The sequence below is a fragment of the Microvirga terrestris genome, from assembly GCF_015694425.1.
GTDB classification, from domain to species: Bacteria; Pseudomonadota; Alphaproteobacteria; order Rhizobiales; family Beijerinckiaceae; genus Microvirga; species Microvirga terrestris.
In genome coordinates this window covers 484,061-503,595 of sequence record NZ_JADQDN010000001.1, presented here as the reverse complement: position 1 = coordinate 503,595, position 19,535 = coordinate 484,061, and the positions used below count along the sequence as shown (strand labels likewise).

The following is a 19,535-nucleotide window of genomic DNA, read 5'->3' as shown; positions in this document are numbered from 1 at the left end:
CAGAAGAAACAGCAGCGGATGTATAGGGGGAGTGCGGTCAGACGCCAAGCAGGTTTCAGCCCTGGCGGACTCGGCAGCCTGCACAAGCAGGCCTGAGGGGCGCTGTCTGAGGTTAAGGCCAGCCGGCGGGACGCCGCTTGAAAGCAATGCAGAGATCCATTTTCGGACCCGAGAGTTCCGCTTCCCCCAACGCTTGGTCGAGGCGCGAGACGCTCATCGCCTTTGGCCTCATCCTGGCCGCCTGGACGCTGGCCGTCTCGTGCTGGCCCCTGACCGGAACGGTTGTTCCGTGGGATTCCAAAAACCAGTTCTACCCGACCCTGCGCTACCTCGGCACCGCCCTGGCCCATGGGGAGCTGCCCCTCTGGAACCCCTACCATTTCGGCGGCCACCCCTCGGCGGCCGATCCCCAGTCCCTTCTCTTCACGCCCACCATGCTGCTGTTCGGCTGGCTTATGCCCGAGCCGTCCATGCAGGTTTTCGACGTGGTCGTGTTCGCCCATTTCCTCCCAGGCGCCCTCGCCTTCGTGCCGATCTTCCGCCAACGCGGCTGGCACTCGGCCGGGGCCGTGGTGGCCGCGCTCATCTTTATGCTCGGCGGTTCCGCCACGGCGCGGCTCCAGCATACGGGCATGATCTTCAGCTACGGGTTCTTTCCCCTTGCTTTCTGGCTCTTGGAAGAAGCGCTCGACCGCCGCTCCTACCGCTATGGGATCCTGTTCGCGCTGAGCGCGGTCATGATGGTCATCGGGCGAGATCAGGTCGCCTTCCTCTGCGCCCTGACCCTTATCGTGGTTGCCGTTCACCGGATCTGGACCGCTCCCCAGTCGATCGCCTATCTCCGGCCCCGGCTGGGACTTCTGATCACCATGGGGGCGATCGGCGCAGTGCTTATGGCCGTGCCCGTTGTCCTAACGATGCAGTTCCTCGCCACCTCGACGCGGCCCTCCTTCGGCTTCGGCGTGGCCGCCATGGGGTCCCTGCCTCCGGAGAGCCTGGCGACGGTGCTCTTCGGCAATGTCTTCGGCTCCCTGCGCTGGACCTATGACTATTGGGGGCCAGACTGGCACAGCCTCGCGGAAGGGACTTGGACCGACCGGGCCACGAACTACCTGTTCATCGGCACGATCCCGGCCCTCTTGCTGATCTGGCACGGTGTCGCCGGCGGGCGCCTGTTTGCGCGTGAATTCAGGTTCTTCCTCGTGATGGGTGTTGTCGCCCTGCTCTACGCCCTTGGGCGCTACACTCCTGGCTTCGAGGTCATCTTTGACCACATGCCAGGCGTGAACCTCTACCGAAGGCCGGCAGACGCCACCTTCCTCATCAACATCGCCCTCGCCTTTGCGGGCGGCTATCTCGTGCATCGCTATGCGGCAGAAGGGCTCCCGCGCTGCAACCGCGCCGTCCTCGGCCGCTTCTGGGCCTTCCAACCCCTGCTCGCCCTGGGGCTTGTGATCGCAGCCATTGCCAGCGCCCTGTCCTTCGCCATGAAAGGCGGGCATGTTGCCCCGGCTCTCATTGAGATCGGCGTGAGCCTTGCAGCAGCGGCCGCAGCAGTTCTGGTGATTGCAAAGCTGAGCGGCACTCCACGCTGGCGGGGAGCCATGGCGCTCGTGCTGTTGACGTTTACGGGCGCGGAACTGATCGGCCGCCATGCGGCGTCAGCCCTCAATGCGGAGCCGGCCGAGCGCTACACGGTCTTCACCAAGCTGCCGCCGGAACAGCTGCAGGGCCTTCAGATCCTCAAGCGTGAACTCGCCGAGCGGAACGCCCGTGGCGAGTATCCCCGGGTGGAAATTCTCGGCCTTAAAGGAGCTTGGCAGAACGCCTCCATGGTACTCGGCATCGAGGACATCATTGGCTACAATCCCTTGCGTCTCGCCGATTATGAGCGGGCCATCGGTCCGGGGGAGAACGCGGAAGACCCCAACCTTCGCCAGTTCCCGACCAGCTTCCGCGGCTATGAATGCGAACTCGCGAGCCTGCTAGGGCTCGACTACATCGTTCTTGATCGCCCTGCCGACAAGCTGCCGCGTCACTTCCCGCGCTTGGCCGATGCCGAGGTCGTCTACGGCACCGGTCGGATGTGGATCTACCGCCTCAACTCCTCAGGCCCCCGCGCCTATGTGGCTCACCATGTGAGCCCGGTGGATTCCGAGGCCGTGCTTGGTGAGGAGGAGTTGCCGGAGTTCAACCGCGAGACGGAAGCCCTCATCGACTACGAAAGCCTGCCGCTCCTCAAGGCCCGGTACTCTCCGGCCGGATCGAAGCCGGAACACGCCAAGGGTGAGGCTCGCATCATTAGCTACCAGCGGAACTCGGTCACGATCGAGGTCGAAAGCAGCTCCAACAGCGTGCTGGTGCTGCACGACATCCACTATCCGGGCTGGGAGGCCTGGGTGGACGGCGATCGCCGCCCAATCCTGCGGGCCAACCTCCTGTTCCGCGGCGTCGAGGTCGGTCCGGGGCGTCATCGGGTCGAGTTCCACTTCCGGCCCATGTCCCTGGAAAATCTTGTTGCAGCCGCTTCCGATATCGTGAAGAGCGAGGAAGAGCCTATTCAAACGGCCGTCGCCTCCCCGCTCCGGTAACGGGCGATTTTTCAGAACGATGTTATTTTCCGTGAACCCATGCTCTTCAATCTTCAGCTTTTTGGCGCTCCTGGCAGCATCTGCGGCTTCGGCCCAGTCTCCTGCTGTCCCGTCCATGTCCCAGAACCAGCCCCCGATCTCCATCGGGCAGGTGACTGTGAATGCGGGCGCGACCTTTGCCGGGAGCAATGAACCGATCCGCTCAGGCCTCGTCTGGCGGATCTATGAGGATCGCGGGGATGCCTCCCAGCCGGTGATCGTCGCCCGCTCCACCAGCCCTGCGCCGAGCTTCACCCTCTCGCCCGGCAACTACGTCATTCACGTGGCCTATGGGTTTGCGAGCGCTTCGAAGCGCATCAGCGTGCAGCGCGGCAATCTCAACGAACGTCTCGCAATCAATGCAGGCGCGCTTCAGCTCAAAGGAGCGGTCAGCGGGAGCCCCATTCCAGCCAACCGCCTCACCTTCTCGGTCTATGTGCCGGAGGCGCAGAACTCGGAAGGACGGCTCGTGATTGCCGAAGCCAAGGCAAACGACATGATCCGCCTCCCCGAAGGAACCTATCACGTCGTCTCCACCTACGGCGACGCCAACGCCATCATGCGTAGTGACCTGAAGGTGGAATCGGGCCGCGTCACCGAGGCAACCCTCAACCATCGCGCTGCCACCGTGACTATGAAGCTGGTGGCATCCGCAGGCGGCGAAGCCTTTGCCGGCACGGCCTTCAGCGTGCTCACCCCCGGCGGTGACGTGATCCGCGAGGCCATCGGCGCCTTCCCGTCCGTGACCCTGGCCGAGGGCGAATATGTTCTGATCGCCCGCCATGAGGGCAAGGTCTATACCCGCGAGTTCAAGATCGAGAGCGGACTCGACCGCGATATCGAGGTTCTCGCCAAGCCCTGACAGCCCTGAACCTTTCCGGCCCCGCGGCATTGACGGAACACCAATGACAGGTCGCGCCACGCATGAGCCCGTACTCCCAAGGCGTGACCTTGCAGGAGAGGAAGCCCATGAAAGTCGCAGAGATCATGACCCGCAACGTGCGTGTGGTGAGTCCAGACGGGACCATCCAGGAAGCAGCACGGCTCATGGATGAAATGAATGTCGGTGTCCTGCCTGTTTGCGATGGGCGGCGGCTGCGCGGCATGGTGACGGACCGCGACATTACCGTCCGGGCCACGGCTGCAGGCCTCGCGCCAGATACCACCCGCGTGCGGGATATCATGTCCGACAATGTATGGTGGTGCTTCGACGATGACGACGTGAACCATATCGTTCAGTTGATGAGTGACCATCAGATCCGCCGCCTGCCTGTGGTCGACCACGATAAGCACCTGGTCGGCATTGTGGCGCTTGGTGATCTAGCGACCGATGTCGAGGGCGAGGCCACCCACGCCCTGCATCGCATTTCAACCCCGTCGGAGCCCGACCGCTCCGGCACGCCCACGAGCGCCCGTGCCGACCAGACCCGGGGCAGTGGACAGGCGCGCCTGACGGCCGACGAGCGCCGCGAGCTGGAGCGCCGCATGAACGACGCCAGCCGCGACGACACTTTCCGGCACCGCCCGAATGACTACCGCGACAGAGGCAGTCGCGGATCCACGGACAACACCCGCAGGCCAGGACGCGAACAGTTCCGGTTCCGCGAAGAGGACGACGTTCGTGCCGCCTTCGGCAGCTTCGGCTATCCCGGCCAGGAGGGCGCCCGCGACTCCCGCATGCGTGGCGGCTTCGGGGGCGATGGCTATCAGAGCTATGGCGACGAGTTCGCAGGCCGCGGCTCCGCCGGCAGAGGGTTTCAACCGCCGCGCTATGGCGCTTCGACCATCACGGGCGGGCGAGCGCGTCCGGGAGACGACAGCAGCGAGGATGATCGCCGCATGCAGGATCGCGAACGCACTTGGAGCCTCGTGAACGAGCGGCGTGACCACAGCAACTACGGCATGGGCCCCGGCAACACCCGCTTCGGCAACGACGCCACCGCCAGCCGCGGCGAGGTCCGCCGAGGCGAGCACCAGGGCCGTGGCCCGAAGGGTTACCAGCGCTCCGATGAACGCATCCGCGAGGATATCAGCGAGCGTCTCATGGATGATGCGATGATCGATGCCTCGGAGATCGAGGTGCAGGTGCAGAACCGGGAAGTGACCCTCACCGGCACTGTGCGCGACCGCAATGAGCGGCGTCTGGCCGAAGACCTTGCGGAGGCCGTCTCCGGTGTGGCCCACGTGCAGAACAACTTGAGGGTCGGACAACGCCAGGACAAACACGCCACCGGCACGGAAGCCGGCGATGCAGGCGCAGCGACCGGCAATCCCGGCAGTGGAACAGCGGGGACGACAGCCGGCACCGCACCCGATGGCCGCACCAGCGGGCGGCAGCGTCAGACGAGCTGAGGCCTTTCATCTAACTCTGCACTCATCCTGAAAAGGTTGAGTTTGCTGGCAACAAAGAAAGGCGGCGCTTCTGTTGGGAAGCGCCGCCTTTTTCCGTTCAGGAGAAATTTAAGCGACCGTCCGCTCGACCACGTGATGCCCGTCGAGCGTCGCGTGGCCTTCCGGCTCCGAGACCGCTTTCGCAACTCGCTTAAGATCCGGCGTGACCGCCTCGGCGGCGAGCGCCTTCAAGGCCTCATCGAGGGTCATGGTCTTCTGCTCGGGGCTGCCCAGGCGGCGGATGGAGACCGTACGCTCGGCGGCCTCTTTCCGACCCACTACGAGAAGAACCGGCACCTTCACGAGCGAATGCTCACGGACCTTATAATTGATCTTCTCGTTGCGCAGGTCGGCCTCGACGCGAAGGCCGGCAGCTTCGGCGGCGCGCACCACCTCCATGGCGTATCCATCGCCCTCGGACGTGATGGTGGCGACCACCGCCTGCACCGGCGCGAGCCAGAGCGGGAAATGGCCGGCGAAGTGCTCGATCAGGATCCCGGTGAAGCGCTCCATGGAGCCGCAGATCGCGCGGTGCACCATGACGGGAGTCTTCTTCTGACCATCGGCATCGACATAGAAGGCGCCGAACCGCTCCGGGAGGTTGAAGTCCACCTGGGTGGTGCCGCACTGCCAGTCGCGGCCGATGGCATCGCGAAGCACATACTCGAACTTCGGACCGTAGAAAGCGCCCTCACCCGGGTTGATTGCGGTCTTGATGCGCCCGCCCGACTGATCCTCGATCTGCTTGAGGACGCGGGTCATCACGTCTTCCGCATGATCCCACATTTCGTCCGTGCCGACGCGCTTTTCAGGACGCGTGGAGAGCTTCACGACGATCTCGTCGAAGCCGAAATCGGCGTAGGTGGAGAGGATCAGATCATTGATCTTCAGACACTCATCGGCGAGTTGCTCTTCCGTGCAGAAGATATGCGCATCGTCCTGGGTGAAGCCGCGCACGCGCATCAGCCCGTGAAGCGCGCCGGACGGCTCATAGCGGTGCACGTTGCCGAATTCGGCGAGGCGCAGCGGCAGGTCACGATAGGACTTCAAGCCGTGCTTGAAGATCTGTACGTGGCCCGGGCAGTTCATCGGCTTGAGAGCTAAGAGGCGCTGGTCCGCCTCTGGATCGTTCGGGCGCAGGAAGGCGGATGCCGATTTTACCGCGAACATGTTGTCCGAGTACCAGCCCCAGTGACCGGAGGTCTCCCACAGGGCCTTGTCGAGGATCTGCGGTGCGTTGACCTCCTGGTAGGTGCCCTTCAGGCGGCGGCGCATGTAGGAGATCAGCTCCTGGAACACCGTCCAGCCCTTCGGGTGCCAGAAGACGACGCCCGGCCCCTCCTCTTGGAAGTGGAACAGGTCCATCTCGCGGCCCAGACGGCGGTGGTCGCGCTTCTCGGCCTCCTCGAGCTGGCGGATGTAGTTGTCCAGCTCCTCCTGCGAAGCCCAGGCTGTCGCGTAGATGCGCGTGAGCATCGCGTTGTTCGAGTCGCCACGCCAATAGGCGCCCGCCACCTTCATGAGCTTGAAGGCGTTGCCGATCTTGCCCGTGGAGGTCATGTGCGGACCGCGGCAGAGATCGAACCACTCGCCCTGGGAATAGATCTTCAGATCCTGGCCTTCCGGGATCGCGTCGACGAGCTCGACCTTGTAGCTCTCACCCTTCTCGGCGAACACCTGCTTGGCCTTGTCGCGATCCCACACTTCCTTGGTGAAGGGTTTGTCGCGCGTGATGATCTCGCGCATCTTCGCCTCGATGGCCGGGAAGTCCTCCGGGGTGAAGGGCTCGTTGCGGGCGAAGTCGTAATAGAAGCCGTTCTCGATCACAGGACCGATGGTCACCTGGGTCCCCGGGAAAAGCTCCTGCACGGCTTCTGCGAGCACGTGCGCGCAATCATGCCGGATCAGCTCAAGCGAACGCGGGTCCTCGCGGTTGAGAAATTCAATCTTAGCATCCTGGGTGATCGGATCGGCGAGATCGGCGACCGTGCCGTCAAGCGCCATGGCGACGGTCCGCTTGGCCAGCGACTTGGCGATGCCTTCCACGATCTCGCGGCCGGAGATGCCGGGCTCAAACTGGCGCTGGGCGCCATCGGGAAATGTCAGGGTAATCATGTCAAAGTATCTCCTGGCTCACTCCTGCCAACGGAGCAGGTAAGCGGGGGCCGACGGTTTGCTGAAAGGAAGGCGAAGTCAGCCGCCGTCAGGTTCGGCTGCCTCGCAGATGATCGAGGGAGAATTGACGCCCCGCCAGCGACCATAAGCCCACGGCTTATACCAGGAGGCGCCCTCGGGCAACGCTTCAGGCACGAGATCGAGCCCCGACGTGCCGAACGGCCCGCAGCGGCAGATTCGCGCGAAGCCGATCCAGCCGCCCGGCCAGAACCCGTGCCGCTGGATCGCCTCGTCGGTGTATTCGGAGCACGAGGGCAGGTGACGGCACTGGCGGCCGATGAGCCCGGACAGGCTCAGCTGGTAGCCGCGGATGGCCCAGTGAGCGGCGTTCTGGACGGGGCTCGGCATCTATTCCGCGCCTTGAACACGCCGCGCTTCAATCTGATTGAGAGCATCCACGACGGCATCGAAGGTGAGGAGGATGGAGGCATGCCGGGCCTTGTAGTCCCGCAGGGGCTCCAGGATCTTCAGGTCCTCCCACTTACCCTGAGGCACCTCGCCGCCCGCCTTGAGCAGGTGCATTGCCTTCTCGCGAATGTCATGGAGTTCTCCGGTTGTCGAGCCGATGACATAGCGTCCCATGATCGAGGACGAGGCCTGGCCCAGAGCACAGGCTTTTACGTCATGGGCGAAGGCCGTCACCACGTTCCCGTCAAGCTTCACGTCGACCGTCACCATCGAACCGCAGAGCTTGGAGCGCGCCGTCGCGGATGCATCGGCATCGGACAGACGCCCAAGATGCGGAATATCGGCTGCAAGCTCAAGGATGCGTCGGCTGTATATATCGTTCAACATATTGGGATGTGACATTACGATTGGGAATATACCCTTTAACTCTATATGGGTATCTACTACACAGCGTAGTACCTCAAAACTCCGCCCAGAAACGTCTCGACGAGCATGGGGGCGGTGAAGCATGCGAACACGGGGAGCTGCCAGGCTTCCCAGGTGAAGAGTTGAGAAAGGGGCCCCCGAGTGAGTGATGCCGTCAAGTCCTGGTCTACGCGTCTGAACTCAGCCGCGGACAAGCCTGTTGCGGCCCCGACCCGGGAAGAGGCTGAGGCGGCCGTTCGCACCCTGCTCCGCTGGGCTGGAGACGACCCGACGCGAGAGGGACTTCAGGATACACCCAAGCGCGTGGCCAAAGCCTTCCGCGAGCTCTATTCGGGTTACGCGGAGGACCCCTCCGAGATCCTCGACAAGGTCTTCAGGGAAGTCGAAGGCTATGACGATATCGTGCTCGTCCGCGACATCCCATTCTATTCCCATTGCGAGCACCACATGGTGCCGTTCTATGGCGTGGCGCACGTGGCCTATTACCCCACCAAGGGCGTGGTCGGCCTCTCCAAGCTCGCCCGCCTCGTGGACGCCTATGCGCGCCGGTTGCAGACGCAGGAGACCATGACGGCTCAGATCGCTTCGGCCATGGTCAAGGCGCTCGCCCCGCGCGGCGTGGCTGTGATGATCGAGGCCGAGCACATGTGCATGTCCATGCGCGGCATTCAGAAGGCCGGAGCCCTGACCTTGACGACCCAGTTCACAGGTGTCTTCAAGGAAGACCCCGCCGAACAGGTGCGCTTCCTCACCCTGGTGCGCAACGGCCGGGGCTGAGGCCCTCGCATGTCCTTTTCCAATCTCTTTCCGCCTCCCGGTTCCAAGACAGAGCTCGAGGAAGGCAGCATCTTGTCCCCTCGTTTCGGAGCGGACGGGCTGGTCGCCTGCGTCACCATGGATGCCGTGACGGGCGAGATCCTCATGGTCGCGCATATGAACCAGGAGGCCCTGGCAAAGACCCTGGAGACCGGCGAGGCTTGGTACTGGTCCCGCTCCCGCGGTGAGCTTTGGCACAAGGGCGCAACCAGCGGGCAGGTCCAGACTGTCCTGGAAATTCGGGTCGATTGTGACCAGGACGCCCTTCTCCTGAAGGTGAAGGTCGCGGGCGACGGCGGTTGCTGCCATACAGGGCGCCGCTCCTGTTTTTACCGCAAGGTCGAGATATCCGCAGGCGCTGCCCGCCTCGTTATAGATTGATAGCGGCAGTCCTCCCAAAATACAGGGCTGCCCTCCGCCACGAAATGGGTGCACGTTTCCCGCATCCGCGATAGGTACGCCGCATGACACGACGTGACCTACTCCTCGCGCGGGTGGCGGCCAGCGCCATCTTCTTCGGCAACGGCTTCGGCATCGGCACCTGGGCGGCGCAGCTCCCCCGATTCAAGGTGTCGCTCGGCCTCTCCGATGGGGAGCTGAGCCTTGGGCTTCTGGCCTTCTCTCTCGGCGCCGTCGCCCTCATGCCGGCAATCGGCTGGGCCGTCGCCGTCGTCGGCAGCCGGACGATGACCCTCATCGCGGCTTTTTCCTTCGCGGCCGCCCTGCTCGTGCCGGGTCTCGCGCCGAGCCTTCCGCTCTTCGTCGCCGCCTCCCTGGTGGCTGGTGCCTGCAACGGCACCATGGACATCGCCATGAACACGAATGCCACCGTGGTCGAGAAGGCCTGGGGTGCGGCGATCATGTCGTCCTTTCACGCCTTCTTCAGCCTCGGAGGGCTGGCGGGAGCCGCTTTGTCCGGCCTTCTCATAGCGTCCGACATCGGGATCTTCCCGACGCTGCTGATCTCCTGCTCAGGAATGGGGCTTCTGTTCCTTGTGACGGGCTTCTGGACCATGGGTGAGACGGAACGAGCGACCGAGGGCCACGGCTTCGCATGGCCCCGAGGCCCGGTCGTTCTCCTCGCGGTGCTGGCCATGTTCTGCTTCGTCGTCGAGGGCGCTGTCATCGACTGGTCGGCGATCTACCTTCAGACCGTGGCCGGTGCGAGCCTGGAAACGGCCGTTTCGGGCTTCGCCGCCTTCTCGCTCACCATGACCATCTGTCGCTTCATGGGCGATTACGCGGTACGTCACCTCGGGCGGGCGCGCACCCTTCAGCTCGGCGGGCTCCTTTCGGCCGCTGGTCTTGCCCTGGCGATGATCCTGCCCTCGCCCCTGCCCGCCTCCATCGGCTTTGCCCTCGTGGGCATCGGTCTGGCCAATACGGTGCCGGTCCTGTTCAGCACAGCCGGCCAGATGAAGGGGATTCCGCCCAGCATGGGCGTCGCCATGGTGGCGACGCTCGGCTACGGCGGGTTGCTGATGGGACCGCCGCTGATCGGCTTCGGCGGTGAAGTCTTTGGCCTGCGAGCGATGCTCGGCCTGCTGGTCGTCTTCACCTTCGTGATCATCATCATGTCGCAGCGAGCTCTTCAGCGCTCCACTGTTCAGTTTTCATGAACCAGTCCTAATTGAAACTTGAGGGCATGTTCACGCGGGTTTCATGGGAAGCCGGTATAACGGACGCAGTGCCGTGGAGTTGATCAATGTTGTGGGACGGGATTGCCCGGCGCAGCGCCGGTTCAGGGGGCGGTGGGGGAGTGACGGAGATCAAGGCACCTGTCGAGCGCGATCCTCGCGCCAGGACCCGGATCGGCTTGGCATTGGGCGGCGGCGCGGCCCGGGGCTGGTCCCACATCGGTGTCCTCCGAGCCCTCAAGGAAGCCGGAATCGTTCCGGACGTGATTGCCGGCTGCTCCATCGGCGCCGTCGTCGGCGGCTGCTATGCGGCGGGGAAGCTGGATGAGCTGGAGGCCTTCGCCCTTTCCCTGACCAAGCGCCGCGTCATGGGCCTCCTCGACTTCCATTTCAGCGGGGCGGGTCTCATCGCCGGCGGGCGCCTGCAAAGTCTTCTCGACCGGGACCTGACGGACCGGCGGGTTGAAACACTGCCGGTCAAGTTCTGCACCATCGCGACCGAACTGGTGAGCGGCCACGAAATCTGGTTGACGCGCGGCCCCCTCGTTCAGGCCATGCGCGCGTCCTATGCTCTGCCCGGCGTCTTCGACCCGGTCCTCATCGGAGGGCGCTGGCTCATGGATGGCGCTCTGGTCAATCCGATTCCGATCACGGCGGCCCGCGCCTTGGGAGCCGACATCGTCATCTGTGTGAACCTCAACGGCGAGGTGCGCGTTCGCGGCACGGTCATCCAGTCCTACGATGCCGGGACGAGCGACGAGCAGGAGATCGAGGAGGTAATCGAGGAGGCCCCGCGGCGCTGGGGCATCTTTCCGGGCGGCCGGGGGGAGAAGCTGCGCAAGCCCAATGCACCGGGCATGGCGACCGTGATGGTGGACGCCTTCAACATCACCCAGGACCGGATCGCCCGCTCGCGCCTCGCCGGCGATCCGCCGGACATCATGGTGGCGCCGAAACTCGCCAAGATGGGGCTGTTCGAGTTCCACCGAGCACAGGAATGCATCACCCTGGGCCGGCAGGCCACGGAGCGCGCGCTGCCGGATATTCTTGAACTGCTGCAGGAATCTCAGCCACGCTAATCTAGGCTGTCGCGATGTATTCCTTGATCGCCTCGGCCTCGGCTTCGACCTCTTCGAGGCGCTCCTTCACCACGTCGCCGATCGACACGATCCCGACAAGGCGCCCTCCCTCGACGACCGGGACGTGCCGGAACTTCTGTTGGGTCATCAACTCCATCACGTGAGGGATCGGGGTCTCCCCCGTACAGGTCAAAACCTTCTCAGTCATGAAGCGGGAGACGGGCTCTTCCAGCGCCTTGGCACCGTAGTTTGCCACTGCCCGGACAATGTCACGTTCGGAAATGATGCCTGCCACGGGCCTTTGACCATCCACGATGAGAAGGGCACCTATCCTGCGCTCGGCAAGAACCTTGGCCGCTTCGCTTAGAGTCCGGCCCGGATCGATGGTCGCGACATCGCGACCCTTGAGCGAAAGAATACGATTGACGATCATTGATTCCCTCCCGTTACGCGAACGGCGAAGGACCGTGAGCCCTCGCATCCGCTAGGCTGATGCTGGGTCAGACACCCACGACTTTGGGTGGAAACCCTACGTCAGCTTTGGATGATCAGCGCAAACTGCCTCAGTTTCAAGCCGAGATGCGCTTGGCCCGTGCGGGAAGCGGGTCGATCAGAGGGAAAACGAAGAGCCCTGCAAGGAAGCCGCCGAGATGCGCCTCCCAGGCGATGCTCGCATCCGTAATCCCCAAAGGCTGAATGAAGGCGAACACGTAATTCGCCGCGAACCAGATCCCAAGGAAGATCAGAACCTGCCGGTTGCGGATCATGTGCCCCAGGGTTTCCCGGGGTCGTTCATGGGGCTGCGTCAGGCGCCCCTCCCAGTGCCACGAGGCCGGAGCGAACATGAACCAGGAGGCTGCCGCCATGAGACCCGACACGGCTCCGGAGGCGCCGATCATCGGCAGGACCTGCAAAGGGTTCATGATGGCGTAGAGAGCCGCTCCGGTGATCGCGGACACCGCCGACAGGATGAAGAACCGCCCAGCGCCGCAACGGCGCACGATGGGTGTCCCAAAGGCTGCCAGCCAGACGCTGTTGATCAGAACATGCGCCCAGGATCCGTGCAGGAAGGCGTAGGTCAACGCCGTCCACGGCCTGCCCTCCTCGCCTTCCAGGACATACTGCGCCAGGGCCATCAGCGGGGTAATCGTTTCTTCCGCCACGCCCTCGCGCAGAGGCCTCATGACGTCCTCCACCTGGACGCCTCCGAAGGCGACGGACCAGCGGGCCGGAATCACCGACCAGTCGATGATCAGCATGAAATCCGATTCGTCGGACAGGAGCATCCGGACGGCATGAATGCCGATCAGCGCCACCAGGCAGACGGCGATGACAGCCGGAAGGTTGAGGATCGGCTCACGGACGCGGGGCGGGTGTGGGGACATGCAATACTTTTGTCTAAGACGGCTGCCGGGAATTTCGGGAGGAAGGCCAATGCGACCTAATCTCTATTTGGCCTCCCGGTCGAGAAAAACCAACGACTTAGCGGCAATCAAGCTTAACGAAGAGGAAGCCCTACAGACCCTGCCCCATACCCTGATAATTTTTTGTTAACCATAACGGAACCGAGCGAAGCGCGACGCGTTAACTCACCTTTTACTTTCCGCTTGAGCCCCAAATGTAACCATGTCAGTTTGGTTAAAAGAACGTTACCGGCTGGTGGGGCATGCGGCAGAATTATTTCAAGAACGGCCTTTTCTGTGGCGCAAATGAGAAGTCGGCATTTTCCGGCAGTTTCATCAAAACAGTTTTCCTCGGATTGTCCCTCCTCCTGTGCGGTGCCGCCGCTCACGCCCAAACCCTGGCATCCCTGCCGGTCAACAGCGCCCCGATTTCAAGCATCGGCGTTGCCAAGCCAATCCTCGGCTGGTCCCAGTTCTGCGAGCAATTCCGGTCCGAATGCACCGTCGATGTGACGGAGGCCGACAAGATCGACCTGACGCCTCAGGCGTGGAAGACCATAGTGTCGGTCAATCAGCGCGTGAACTCGAGCATCAAAGCCGTGACGGACGCGGATCACTTCGGCGTCGTTGACACTTGGGGCTTCCCGGATGATGGCAAGGGCGACTGCGAGGACTTCCAGCTTCTGAAGCGCCGCCTTCTCGTGGCGGCGGGCCTGCCCCGCCGGGCGATGCGCATGACGGTCGTGATCGATGAACTCGGCGAAGGTCACGCCGTGCTGATGGTCCGCACCAGCCGTGGCGACTTCGTCCTCGACAACAAGACCTCCTCGGTCCTCCCCTGGCACCGCACCGGCTATGTCTACATCAAGCGCGAGAGCCAGGACGCGACCGGCTGGGTCTCATTGGGCGGCATCGTCTCGTCGCCGACCACCACGGCCAACCGCTAAGACTCAAAGCCGGCATTCACCAACGCCGGCTTCGTCGCTTTCCACCATCGATGTCAGAAGACCTCAGGCGGATCAGTCGATCCGCCTCATTTTTTTGGCGAAACGCTGCCAGTTCTGCACATAGCTCCTGGCCGACAGACGAAGCCGCTCGACAGCCTCCTCATCGAGAACCCGGATTGCCTTGGCCGGAGCACCAACGATGAGGGAGTTGTCAGGAAACTCCTTGCCTTCGGTCACGAGCGCATTCGCTCCCACGAGGCAATTGGCCCCGATGAGCACATGGTTGAGCACAGTGGCACCCATGCCGATCAGGGAGTTCTCGCCGATGGTGCATCCGTGGAGAATGGCCTTGTGCCCGATGGTGCACCCTGGACCGACGCTCAAGGGTGCCCCCATATCCGTGTGCAGCAGCGCGCCTTCCTGAATGTTCGTGGCCTCGCCGATGTCGATCAGCTCGTTGTCGCCGCGCAGCACGGCGCCGAACCATATGCCGACATCCCGCCCCAGCCGGACCTTGCCGATCACATGGGCATCCGGAGCGATCCAGAAGTGACCGGGTTCGGGGAGGATTGGGGCGGTGTCGTCGAGGCTGTAGATCGGCATCGATGGTCCAGCAGGGAGATGCAGCAGAACCTCGAAAGAGGTCTGCTGCAAAAAAGCGCCTAGTCCTCGAGATCCGTATCGAGGATCGCCATGGTGAAGTTGAAGGAGCGGTCGCCGTCCTCGTCGTCGACGAAAAGAACGCCGACGAATTCCTCACCGATGTAAACTTCCGCTGAATCGGTCTTCTTCGGCCGTCCGACGATGCGGATCGAGTGGTTCGCAAAGGTCTGGCGCAGGTAGCGCTCGACTTTAGCCATCTCGGTTTTATCCACTACAGGTCCTTTCTTACTGTCACGTTTGCTGCAATTGCCACGCCCGGCAAACGCGAGCAAGCGAGGATAGGTCCCGGATGGATCCCGTCCTCAGATTCCATCGGTGTCGGAAAAGCAATGATCCATGGACCGTGCCGGCTCCTCGCAGCCGGCTGTCCCGACAACCTTGGCAGGAACGCCGGCCACCGTGGCATTATGGGGCACGGGCTTGAGCACGACAGAGCCTGCGGCAATTCTGGCGCAACGGCCGATCTCGATATTGCCGAGGATCTTGGCGCCGGCGCCGATAAGCACGCCCTGGCGGATCTTCGGATGCCGGTCGCCTCGCTCCTTACCGGTTCCGCCCAGGGTCACATCCTGGAGCATGGAGACATTGTCCTCGATAACCGCGGTGGCCCCCACCACGAGCCCGGTGGCGTGGTCGAGGAAGATGCCGCGTCCAATGCGCGCTGCCGGGTGGATGTCGGTCTGAAACGCCTCGGACGAGCGGCTCTGGAGATAGAGGGCGAAATCCTGCCGGCCGCGCTTCCACAGCCAATGAGCCAGCCGATGGGTCTGAATGGCGTGGAAGCCCTTGAAGTAGAGCACGGGCTCGATGGCCCGGGTGACCACGGGATCCCGGTCGAGGACGGCGCTGATATCCGCCCTCATGGCCGCCCCGATGGTGCTGTCGCTCTCCACGGTCTCAAGGAAGATCTGCTCGATGATGTCAGACGGCACAGCCGCATGGCCAAGACGGGAGGCGACTCGGTGGATCACAGAAGCTTCCAGGCTCGGCTGATGAAGGATAGCGCTCAGAACGAAGCCGGCGATTGCCGGCTCGGCCTGGACGATGGCCTCAGCCTCGGAACGGAGGCGGTCCCAAATCGGATCGACCTTTCCGGCCACGGAATCGAGGGATCCCGGCTTCAGGCGGGTCTGTGTCATGGTAGTCTCCTGCCGGCTAGGCGAATGCCTCAATCATAAATAAGAAGCCTGGGCCCTTACCACAGATCCAAACGAGCCATGATCTACTCTTTTTCGCCAGCGACGTCCAAGCTTGCCGTCTCCCTTAGCGGTAGCATTGCGACCTTGACCATCGACAACGTACTTAAGCACAACGCTGTGGACCTGGAGATGTGGAAGGCCTTCCCGTCGTTGATGGATGCTCTCGGCCGGGATCCGAACGTCCGGCTGATTGTCCTGAGGGGCACAGGCCAAGCCTCCTTCACGTCCGGAGCCGACATCGCCGAATTCGCTACAGTGCGGGCCAATGCCGAAGGTGGGCGGCTCTATGAGGCTGCCAACGAAGCGGCTTTCTGCGCCGTGGCCCACTGCTCAAAGCCCGTCATCGCCATGATTCGCGGCTTCTGCCTCGGCGGCGGCTTCGGCCTTGCGCTCTCCTGCGACCTGCGAGTTGCCTCCGAGAACGCCATTTTCGGCATTCCGGCCGCCCGACTCGGGGTTGGATATCCTCCGGGGGCCATGAAGCTCGTGACCGCAGCCGTCGGGGCTCCCGCGGCTAAGGACCTGTTCTTCACGGCACGGCGACTTGACGCCCAGGAGGCATACAGCCTGGGTGTCGTCCAGCGATTGGTTCGCGATGAAGAACTCGAACACGTCACACAGGCGCTGGCTGAAAACATCGCGGAGAACGCGCCTCTGACGATCAAGGCCGCCAAGGCGGCCATCGACGAAGCCGTCGGCGTGACGCACCCGAATGCCGACGCCATGGCTCTTGCGGATCTGTGCTTCGAGAGCGCCGACGCCGTAGAGGGCCGCGAGGCCTTCCTGCAAAAGCGCAGGCCGGTCTTCACCGGGCGCTAGGTTCAGGCGTTGCGGCGATACACGAAGTAACGGCCTTCCGGCACGTTCGTCCGGGACGAGATGTCGGTGCAGGATGGCATCTCGAAGGCACGATCCGCGATCAGCAGCCCTCCGGGCTGGAGCAGGGAATCGAGCAGGGGCGACAGCCGCAGGGCAAGCTGGCGGTTCGCCTCCTCGTCTCCGGTGCCGATATCGGTGTGAACGAGCGCTGCCGCGCCATGTCCCAACCTCTTGATGAAGGCCGGGAGGGTTTCAAAGATGTCCCCGACGATCAGGTAACCTTCAGGCGGATAGCAATCCGGATGGGCCGCCGGCGAGCGCTCGAAGGCGTAGATCTCCCGGCCAGGCATCTTAGTCCGCAGGTGGTCATAGGTGCGACCGTTGCCGAGGCCGAGCTCGAGAACAAACCCCGTGGGGCTGATTTCCTGAGCCGCCCAGTTCAGGAGGTCGCGCTGGGCGGTCAGCCGCCGGATCACAGAGTCGAGTCGGGTCATTCATTGCTCCTGCCTGCACGGATATGGGGAGGAGCCTTTTAAAGCAAAGGCAACCGCCTCACGGGCGTTGCGCCAAGAAGTCGAGCACACCTTGCTTGTGCACCTTGTCGCCCACGGCAAGGTTGTGGTCGCGTTCCGGAATGTCGAGGGCCGTTGCGTTCGGGATCAGCCTGGCGAGTTCCGGGCCTGAGCCTGAGACATCATCCTTCGTGCCGACCGAAACCAGCGTGGGCAGCGTGATCGAGGCGACCTCTTCTTTCGTCAGCACCTGCCGGGTCCCGCGGATGCAGGCGGCCAGCGCCTTGAGGTCGCTGCCCGTCTGCTCGGCAAAGGCCCGGAACATGCGCTGCATGGGATCGGTGAGGTCGGCGAGGGAGGGCGCCTCCATGGCATCCGCGATGCCGAGCGGCAGACCGACGCCCTCGACAAGATGGATCCCTAAGCCGCCAAGCAGCATGGAGCGCATTCGGTCGGGGGCAGTGAGCGCCATGTGGGCGGTGATCCGCGCGCCCATGGAATAGCCCATCACATCGGCTCGATCGATGCCAAGATGGTCGAGCAGGCGCACACCGTCCTCCGCCATGCGGTAGGAATTGTAGGCCTCAGGGTCGTAGAGCTTCTCGCTCTGCCCGTGCCCCCGATTGTCGAAGGCAACGACCCGGTATCCGGCCCGCGTCAGGGTCTTCACCCAGAGGGTATTGACCCAGTTCACCGCATGGTTCGAGGCGAAGCCATGAATGAGCAGGATCGTATCGCCTTCCCCCTCATGGGGCGGCACGTCGATGTAGGCGATGCTCACGCCGTTGGAATTGAAATAGCGCATTGGACCGGCTGGGGTTGGAGCCTGAAGGGAAGCAGGCGCAACCTAAGCACCCGGATCGCCGGATGCAATCGGTGGAAATTTGCTCTAGGCGCATGGCCGATCGGCCATTATGGTGCGCCAAATTTCATCGCTTCAGAGCAACGGCAATGGCTGATAAAGGCACTCCCCACTTCCATAACGATCCGGGTGTTCCCGTCATTCATGTGGGCTCGAAGGAGTTCATGTGCATCGGGGCGACGCCGCCCTTCGATCATCCCCATATCTTCATCGACATGGGCTATGACAGCGAGACGATCTGCTCCTACTGCTCGACCCTGTTCAAGTACGATCCTTCCTTGAAGGCTGACGAGGCCCGCCCGGCCGAATGCGTCTGGGAGCCCGATTTCGCGACTGCCCCCTCTTCCCGTTAAGTGCCGACCCTCTCGATTGCAGTTGTCGGCGCCGGCATCGGCGGTCTGACGGCGGCCCTGGCCCTGGCCCGGCAGGGCCACGCGGTCACGCTGGTCGAGCGCCGGACCGGTTTCAGCGAGGTCGGGGCAGGCCTCCAACTCTCGCCCAATGCCAGCCGCATCCTCATCAAGCTCGGGCTCGGCCCGGCGCTCCGTCGCGTGGTGACGGAGCCGGAGCGCGTCGTGGTGCGTGCGATCCGCTCGGGCAAGCACATCGGCGAGGTGGCTCTCGGCGCCTTCATGCGCGAACGGTTCGAAGCGCCCTATTGGGTCGTGCATCGGGCCGATCTCCAGACGATCCTGCTCGACGCCGTCCGGTCCGAACCGTCGATCCGCCTTGTCATGGGACGGACGGTGGAGAGCATCGCGAGCAATTCCTCACAAGCCTCTCTCACCTGGATCTCCGCCGGCGGAGCGCGCGAGACCCTGGCGGCCGACCTGATCGTCGGTGCCGATGGATTGTGGTCGAAGGTCAGGCAGCAGATCGGCGACAGGAGGCCACCCACCTATCGCGGCTATGTTGCCTGGCGGGCCATCTTCGACCGCAGCGCCGCCCCGGCAGAACTCGCCGGCGATGAGACCGGTCTCTGGCTCGGGTCGCAGGGGCATGTGGTGCACTACCCCATCGCTGGCGGCAGATTGGTCAATGTCGTGGCCATCGAGAGAAATCCCGCTCCCGTAGAGGGCTGGGCCGCTCCAGGGCAGCGCGAAGACCTGCTCGCCCGCTATGCCTGGGCGGCGCCTATCCTGCGCGATCTGCTCGCCTTGCCGCAGGAATGGTTGCGCTGGTCGCTCTTCGACCATCCGGCCGAGCGCCTCGCCAAAGGCCGGATCGCCCTCCTTGGCGATGCCGCCCATCCGGTCCTGCCCTTCCTAGCTCAAGGCGCCGCGATGGCGATCGAGGAAGCGGCGACCCTTGCCTCCTTGCTGCGCGATGCACAGGCCGACATTTCGGGCATCCTCGCGGCCTATGAAAAGCAGCGCCTGGGGCGCGCGGTATGGGTCCAGAAGGAAGCGCGCACGAACGGGCGCATCTACCATGCGAGCGCCCTGGTGGCCTTCGGGCGCGACCGGGTCATGCGCCATCTCGGCCCCCAGGGCATGACGAAGCGGTACGATTGGCTCTACGGCTTCCGAGCTCCGGGCTGAACGAAGATCCGACGCGCATGGTTGGGC

Annotated in this window: 21 protein-coding genes; 11 read left to right on the top strand and 10 right to left on the bottom strand. The window is 63.5% G+C overall.

Annotation, left to right across the window (positions count from 1 at the left end):
* Positions 1-146: 146 nt before the first annotated feature.
* From I2H36_RS02285 to I2H36_RS19865, 3 genes are all read left to right on the top strand, one after another.
* Complete coding sequence (locus tag I2H36_RS02285) at positions 147-2,591, top strand: glycosyltransferase family protein (protein ID WP_196262260.1); 2,445 nt, start codon at positions 147-149, stop codon at positions 2,589-2,591.
* Positions 2,592-2,610: 19 nt separating this feature from the next.
* Entirely contained in the window at positions 2,611-3,492 is an 882-nt protein-coding gene (locus tag I2H36_RS02280) for a hypothetical protein (protein ID WP_196262259.1), read from the top strand.
* Positions 3,493-3,599: 107 nt separating this feature from the next.
* Positions 3,600-4,982, top strand: coding sequence for a CBS domain-containing protein (locus tag I2H36_RS19865; protein ID WP_246718601.1), 1,383 nt, complete (start codon positions 3,600-3,602; stop codon positions 4,980-4,982).
* 108 nt (positions 4,983-5,090) lie between these two features.
* Here I2H36_RS19865 and thrS read toward each other — a convergent pair whose 3' ends face one another.
* The 3 genes from thrS to I2H36_RS02255 all read right to left on the bottom strand — a co-directional run bounded on the left by thrS (position 5,091) and on the right by I2H36_RS02255 (position 7,991).
* Positions 5,091-7,136: a threonine--tRNA ligase gene (gene thrS / locus I2H36_RS02265; protein WP_196262258.1), complete on the bottom strand. Its 2,046-nt coding sequence runs from the start codon at positions 7,134-7,136 to the stop codon at positions 5,091-5,093.
* Between the two features lie 78 nt (positions 7,137-7,214).
* Positions 7,215-7,544, bottom strand: a complete 330-nt coding sequence (yidD, locus tag I2H36_RS02260) for a membrane protein insertion efficiency factor YidD (protein WP_196262257.1) — start codon at positions 7,542-7,544, stop codon at positions 7,215-7,217.
* Positions 7,545-7,991 (bottom strand): iron-sulfur cluster assembly scaffold protein, encoded by a 447-nt coding sequence (locus tag I2H36_RS02255; RefSeq protein WP_196262256.1) that lies wholly within the window; start codon positions 7,989-7,991, stop codon positions 7,545-7,547. It lies immediately after the preceding gene.
* Between the two features lie 180 nt (positions 7,992-8,171).
* Between I2H36_RS02255 and folE the strand changes: the two genes are divergently transcribed.
* From folE to I2H36_RS02235, 4 genes are all read left to right on the top strand, one after another.
* Positions 8,172-8,807 (top strand): GTP cyclohydrolase I FolE, encoded by a 636-nt coding sequence (folE, locus tag I2H36_RS02250; protein ID WP_196262255.1) that lies wholly within the window; start codon positions 8,172-8,174, stop codon positions 8,805-8,807.
* A gap of 9 nt (positions 8,808-8,816) precedes the next feature.
* Positions 8,817-9,227, top strand: coding sequence for a phosphoribosyl-AMP cyclohydrolase (gene hisI / locus I2H36_RS02245; RefSeq protein ID WP_196262254.1), 411 nt, complete (start codon positions 8,817-8,819; stop codon positions 9,225-9,227).
* An 83-nt stretch (positions 9,228-9,310) separates the two neighbouring features.
* The gene (locus I2H36_RS02240; RefSeq protein WP_196262253.1) at positions 9,311-10,465 is read left to right on the top strand and encodes an MFS transporter; all 1,155 of its coding nucleotides are present in this window, start codon (positions 9,311-9,313) and stop codon (positions 10,463-10,465) included.
* 86 nt (positions 10,466-10,551) lie between these two features.
* Positions 10,552-11,562 (top strand): patatin-like phospholipase family protein, encoded by a 1,011-nt coding sequence (locus I2H36_RS02235; RefSeq protein WP_196262252.1) that lies wholly within the window; start codon positions 10,552-10,554, stop codon positions 11,560-11,562.
* A 1-nt stretch (position 11,563) separates the two neighbouring features.
* Here the strand turns inward: I2H36_RS02235 and I2H36_RS02230 are convergent, their stop codons facing one another.
* Both I2H36_RS02230 and I2H36_RS02225 read right to left on the bottom strand, forming a co-directional pair.
* Positions 11,564-11,995 (bottom strand): CBS domain-containing protein, encoded by a 432-nt coding sequence (locus tag I2H36_RS02230; RefSeq protein ID WP_196262251.1) that lies wholly within the window; start codon positions 11,993-11,995, stop codon positions 11,564-11,566.
* Between the two features lie 136 nt (positions 11,996-12,131).
* The gene (locus tag I2H36_RS02225; RefSeq protein ID WP_196262250.1) at positions 12,132-12,947 is read right to left on the bottom strand and encodes a rhomboid family intramembrane serine protease; all 816 of its coding nucleotides are present in this window, start codon (positions 12,945-12,947) and stop codon (positions 12,132-12,134) included.
* 281 nt (positions 12,948-13,228) lie between these two features.
* Between I2H36_RS02225 and I2H36_RS02220 the strand changes: the two genes are divergently transcribed.
* Positions 13,229-13,912, top strand: coding sequence for a transglutaminase-like cysteine peptidase (locus I2H36_RS02220; RefSeq protein ID WP_196262249.1), 684 nt, complete (start codon positions 13,229-13,231; stop codon positions 13,910-13,912).
* A 72-nt stretch (positions 13,913-13,984) separates the two neighbouring features.
* Here the strand turns inward: I2H36_RS02220 and I2H36_RS02215 are convergent, their stop codons facing one another.
* The 3 genes from I2H36_RS02215 to cysE form a co-directional block, all read right to left on the bottom strand.
* On the bottom strand, positions 13,985-14,515 hold the full coding sequence (locus I2H36_RS02215) for a gamma carbonic anhydrase family protein (protein WP_196262248.1): 531 nt from the start codon (positions 14,513-14,515) through the stop codon (positions 13,985-13,987).
* Positions 14,516-14,574: 59 nt separating this feature from the next.
* Complete coding sequence (locus I2H36_RS02210; protein ID WP_196262247.1) at positions 14,575-14,787, bottom strand: DUF3126 family protein; 213 nt, start codon at positions 14,785-14,787, stop codon at positions 14,575-14,577.
* A 90-nt stretch (positions 14,788-14,877) separates the two neighbouring features.
* Positions 14,878-15,714 (bottom strand): serine O-acetyltransferase, encoded by an 837-nt coding sequence (gene cysE, locus I2H36_RS02205; RefSeq protein WP_196262246.1) that lies wholly within the window; start codon positions 15,712-15,714, stop codon positions 14,878-14,880.
* 78 nt (positions 15,715-15,792) lie between these two features.
* Here cysE and I2H36_RS02200 point away from each other — a divergent pair, with 78 nt between their 5' ends.
* Positions 15,793-16,593 carry an enoyl-CoA hydratase gene (locus I2H36_RS02200; protein ID WP_196262245.1) on the top strand — a complete coding sequence of 267 codons (801 nt, stop codon included), beginning with the start codon at positions 15,793-15,795 and terminating at the stop codon, positions 16,591-16,593.
* 2 nt (positions 16,594-16,595) lie between these two features.
* On the opposite strand, the gene I2H36_RS02195 is transcribed toward I2H36_RS02200, so the two are convergent.
* Positions 16,596-17,087, bottom strand: coding sequence for a class I SAM-dependent methyltransferase (locus I2H36_RS02195; RefSeq protein ID WP_196262244.1), 492 nt, complete (start codon positions 17,085-17,087; stop codon positions 16,596-16,598).
* Between the two features lie 58 nt (positions 17,088-17,145).
* A complete protein-coding gene (locus I2H36_RS02190; RefSeq protein ID WP_196262243.1) occupies positions 17,146-17,910 on the bottom strand; it encodes an alpha/beta fold hydrolase in 765 nt (254 codons plus the stop codon).
* Between the two features lie 146 nt (positions 17,911-18,056).
* On the opposite strand from I2H36_RS02190, the gene I2H36_RS02185 reads away from it, so the two are divergent.
* Together I2H36_RS02185 and I2H36_RS02180 are read left to right on the top strand one after the other, a co-directional pair.
* Positions 18,057-18,320: a zinc-finger domain-containing protein gene (locus tag I2H36_RS02185; RefSeq protein ID WP_196262242.1), complete on the top strand. Its 264-nt coding sequence runs from the start codon at positions 18,057-18,059 to the stop codon at positions 18,318-18,320.
* On the top strand, positions 18,321-19,508 hold the full coding sequence (locus I2H36_RS02180) for an FAD-dependent oxidoreductase (RefSeq protein ID WP_196262241.1): 1,188 nt from the start codon (positions 18,321-18,323) through the stop codon (positions 19,506-19,508). It begins immediately after the preceding gene.
* The last annotated feature ends 27 nt before the right edge of the window (positions 19,509-19,535 follow it).

Coding starts and splice junctions, on each gene's coding strand:
- I2H36_RS02240 (WP_196262253.1), top strand. CDS start 9,311: ATGACACGACGTGACCTACTCCTCGCGCGGGTGGCGGCCAGCGCCATC.
- I2H36_RS02200 (WP_196262245.1), top strand. CDS start 15,793: ATGATCTACTCTTTTTCGCCAGCGACGTCCAAGCTTGCCGTCTCCCTT.
- I2H36_RS02195 (WP_196262244.1), bottom strand. CDS start 17,087: ATGACCCGACTCGACTCTGTGATCCGGCGGCTGACCGCCCAGCGCGAC.
- I2H36_RS02280 (WP_196262259.1), top strand. CDS start 2,611: ATGTTATTTTCCGTGAACCCATGCTCTTCAATCTTCAGCTTTTTGGCG.
- I2H36_RS02235 (WP_196262252.1), top strand. CDS start 10,552: ATGTTGTGGGACGGGATTGCCCGGCGCAGCGCCGGTTCAGGGGGCGGT.
- I2H36_RS02230 (WP_196262251.1), bottom strand. CDS start 11,995: ATGATCGTCAATCGTATTCTTTCGCTCAAGGGTCGCGATGTCGCGACC.
- hisI (WP_196262254.1), top strand. CDS start 8,817: ATGTCCTTTTCCAATCTCTTTCCGCCTCCCGGTTCCAAGACAGAGCTC.
- yidD (WP_196262257.1), bottom strand. CDS start 7,544: ATGCCGAGCCCCGTCCAGAACGCCGCTCACTGGGCCATCCGCGGCTAC.
- I2H36_RS02215 (WP_196262248.1), bottom strand. CDS start 14,515: ATGCCGATCTACAGCCTCGACGACACCGCCCCAATCCTCCCCGAACCC.
- I2H36_RS02190 (WP_196262243.1), bottom strand. CDS start 17,910: ATGCGCTATTTCAATTCCAACGGCGTGAGCATCGCCTACATCGACGTG.
- I2H36_RS02255 (WP_196262256.1), bottom strand. CDS start 7,991: ATGTTGAACGATATATACAGCCGACGCATCCTTGAGCTTGCAGCCGAT.
- I2H36_RS19865 (WP_246718601.1), top strand. CDS start 3,600: ATGAAAGTCGCAGAGATCATGACCCGCAACGTGCGTGTGGTGAGTCCA.
- thrS (WP_196262258.1), bottom strand. CDS start 7,136: ATGATTACCCTGACATTTCCCGATGGCGCCCAGCGCCAGTTTGAGCCC.
- I2H36_RS02225 (WP_196262250.1), bottom strand. CDS start 12,947: ATGTCCCCACACCCGCCCCGCGTCCGTGAGCCGATCCTCAACCTTCCG.
- I2H36_RS02185 (WP_196262242.1), top strand. CDS start 18,057: ATGGCTGATAAAGGCACTCCCCACTTCCATAACGATCCGGGTGTTCCC.
- I2H36_RS02285 (WP_196262260.1), top strand. CDS start 147: ATGCAGAGATCCATTTTCGGACCCGAGAGTTCCGCTTCCCCCAACGCT.
- I2H36_RS02220 (WP_196262249.1), top strand. CDS start 13,229: ATGCGGCAGAATTATTTCAAGAACGGCCTTTTCTGTGGCGCAAATGAG.
- cysE (WP_196262246.1), bottom strand. CDS start 15,714: ATGACACAGACCCGCCTGAAGCCGGGATCCCTCGATTCCGTGGCCGGA.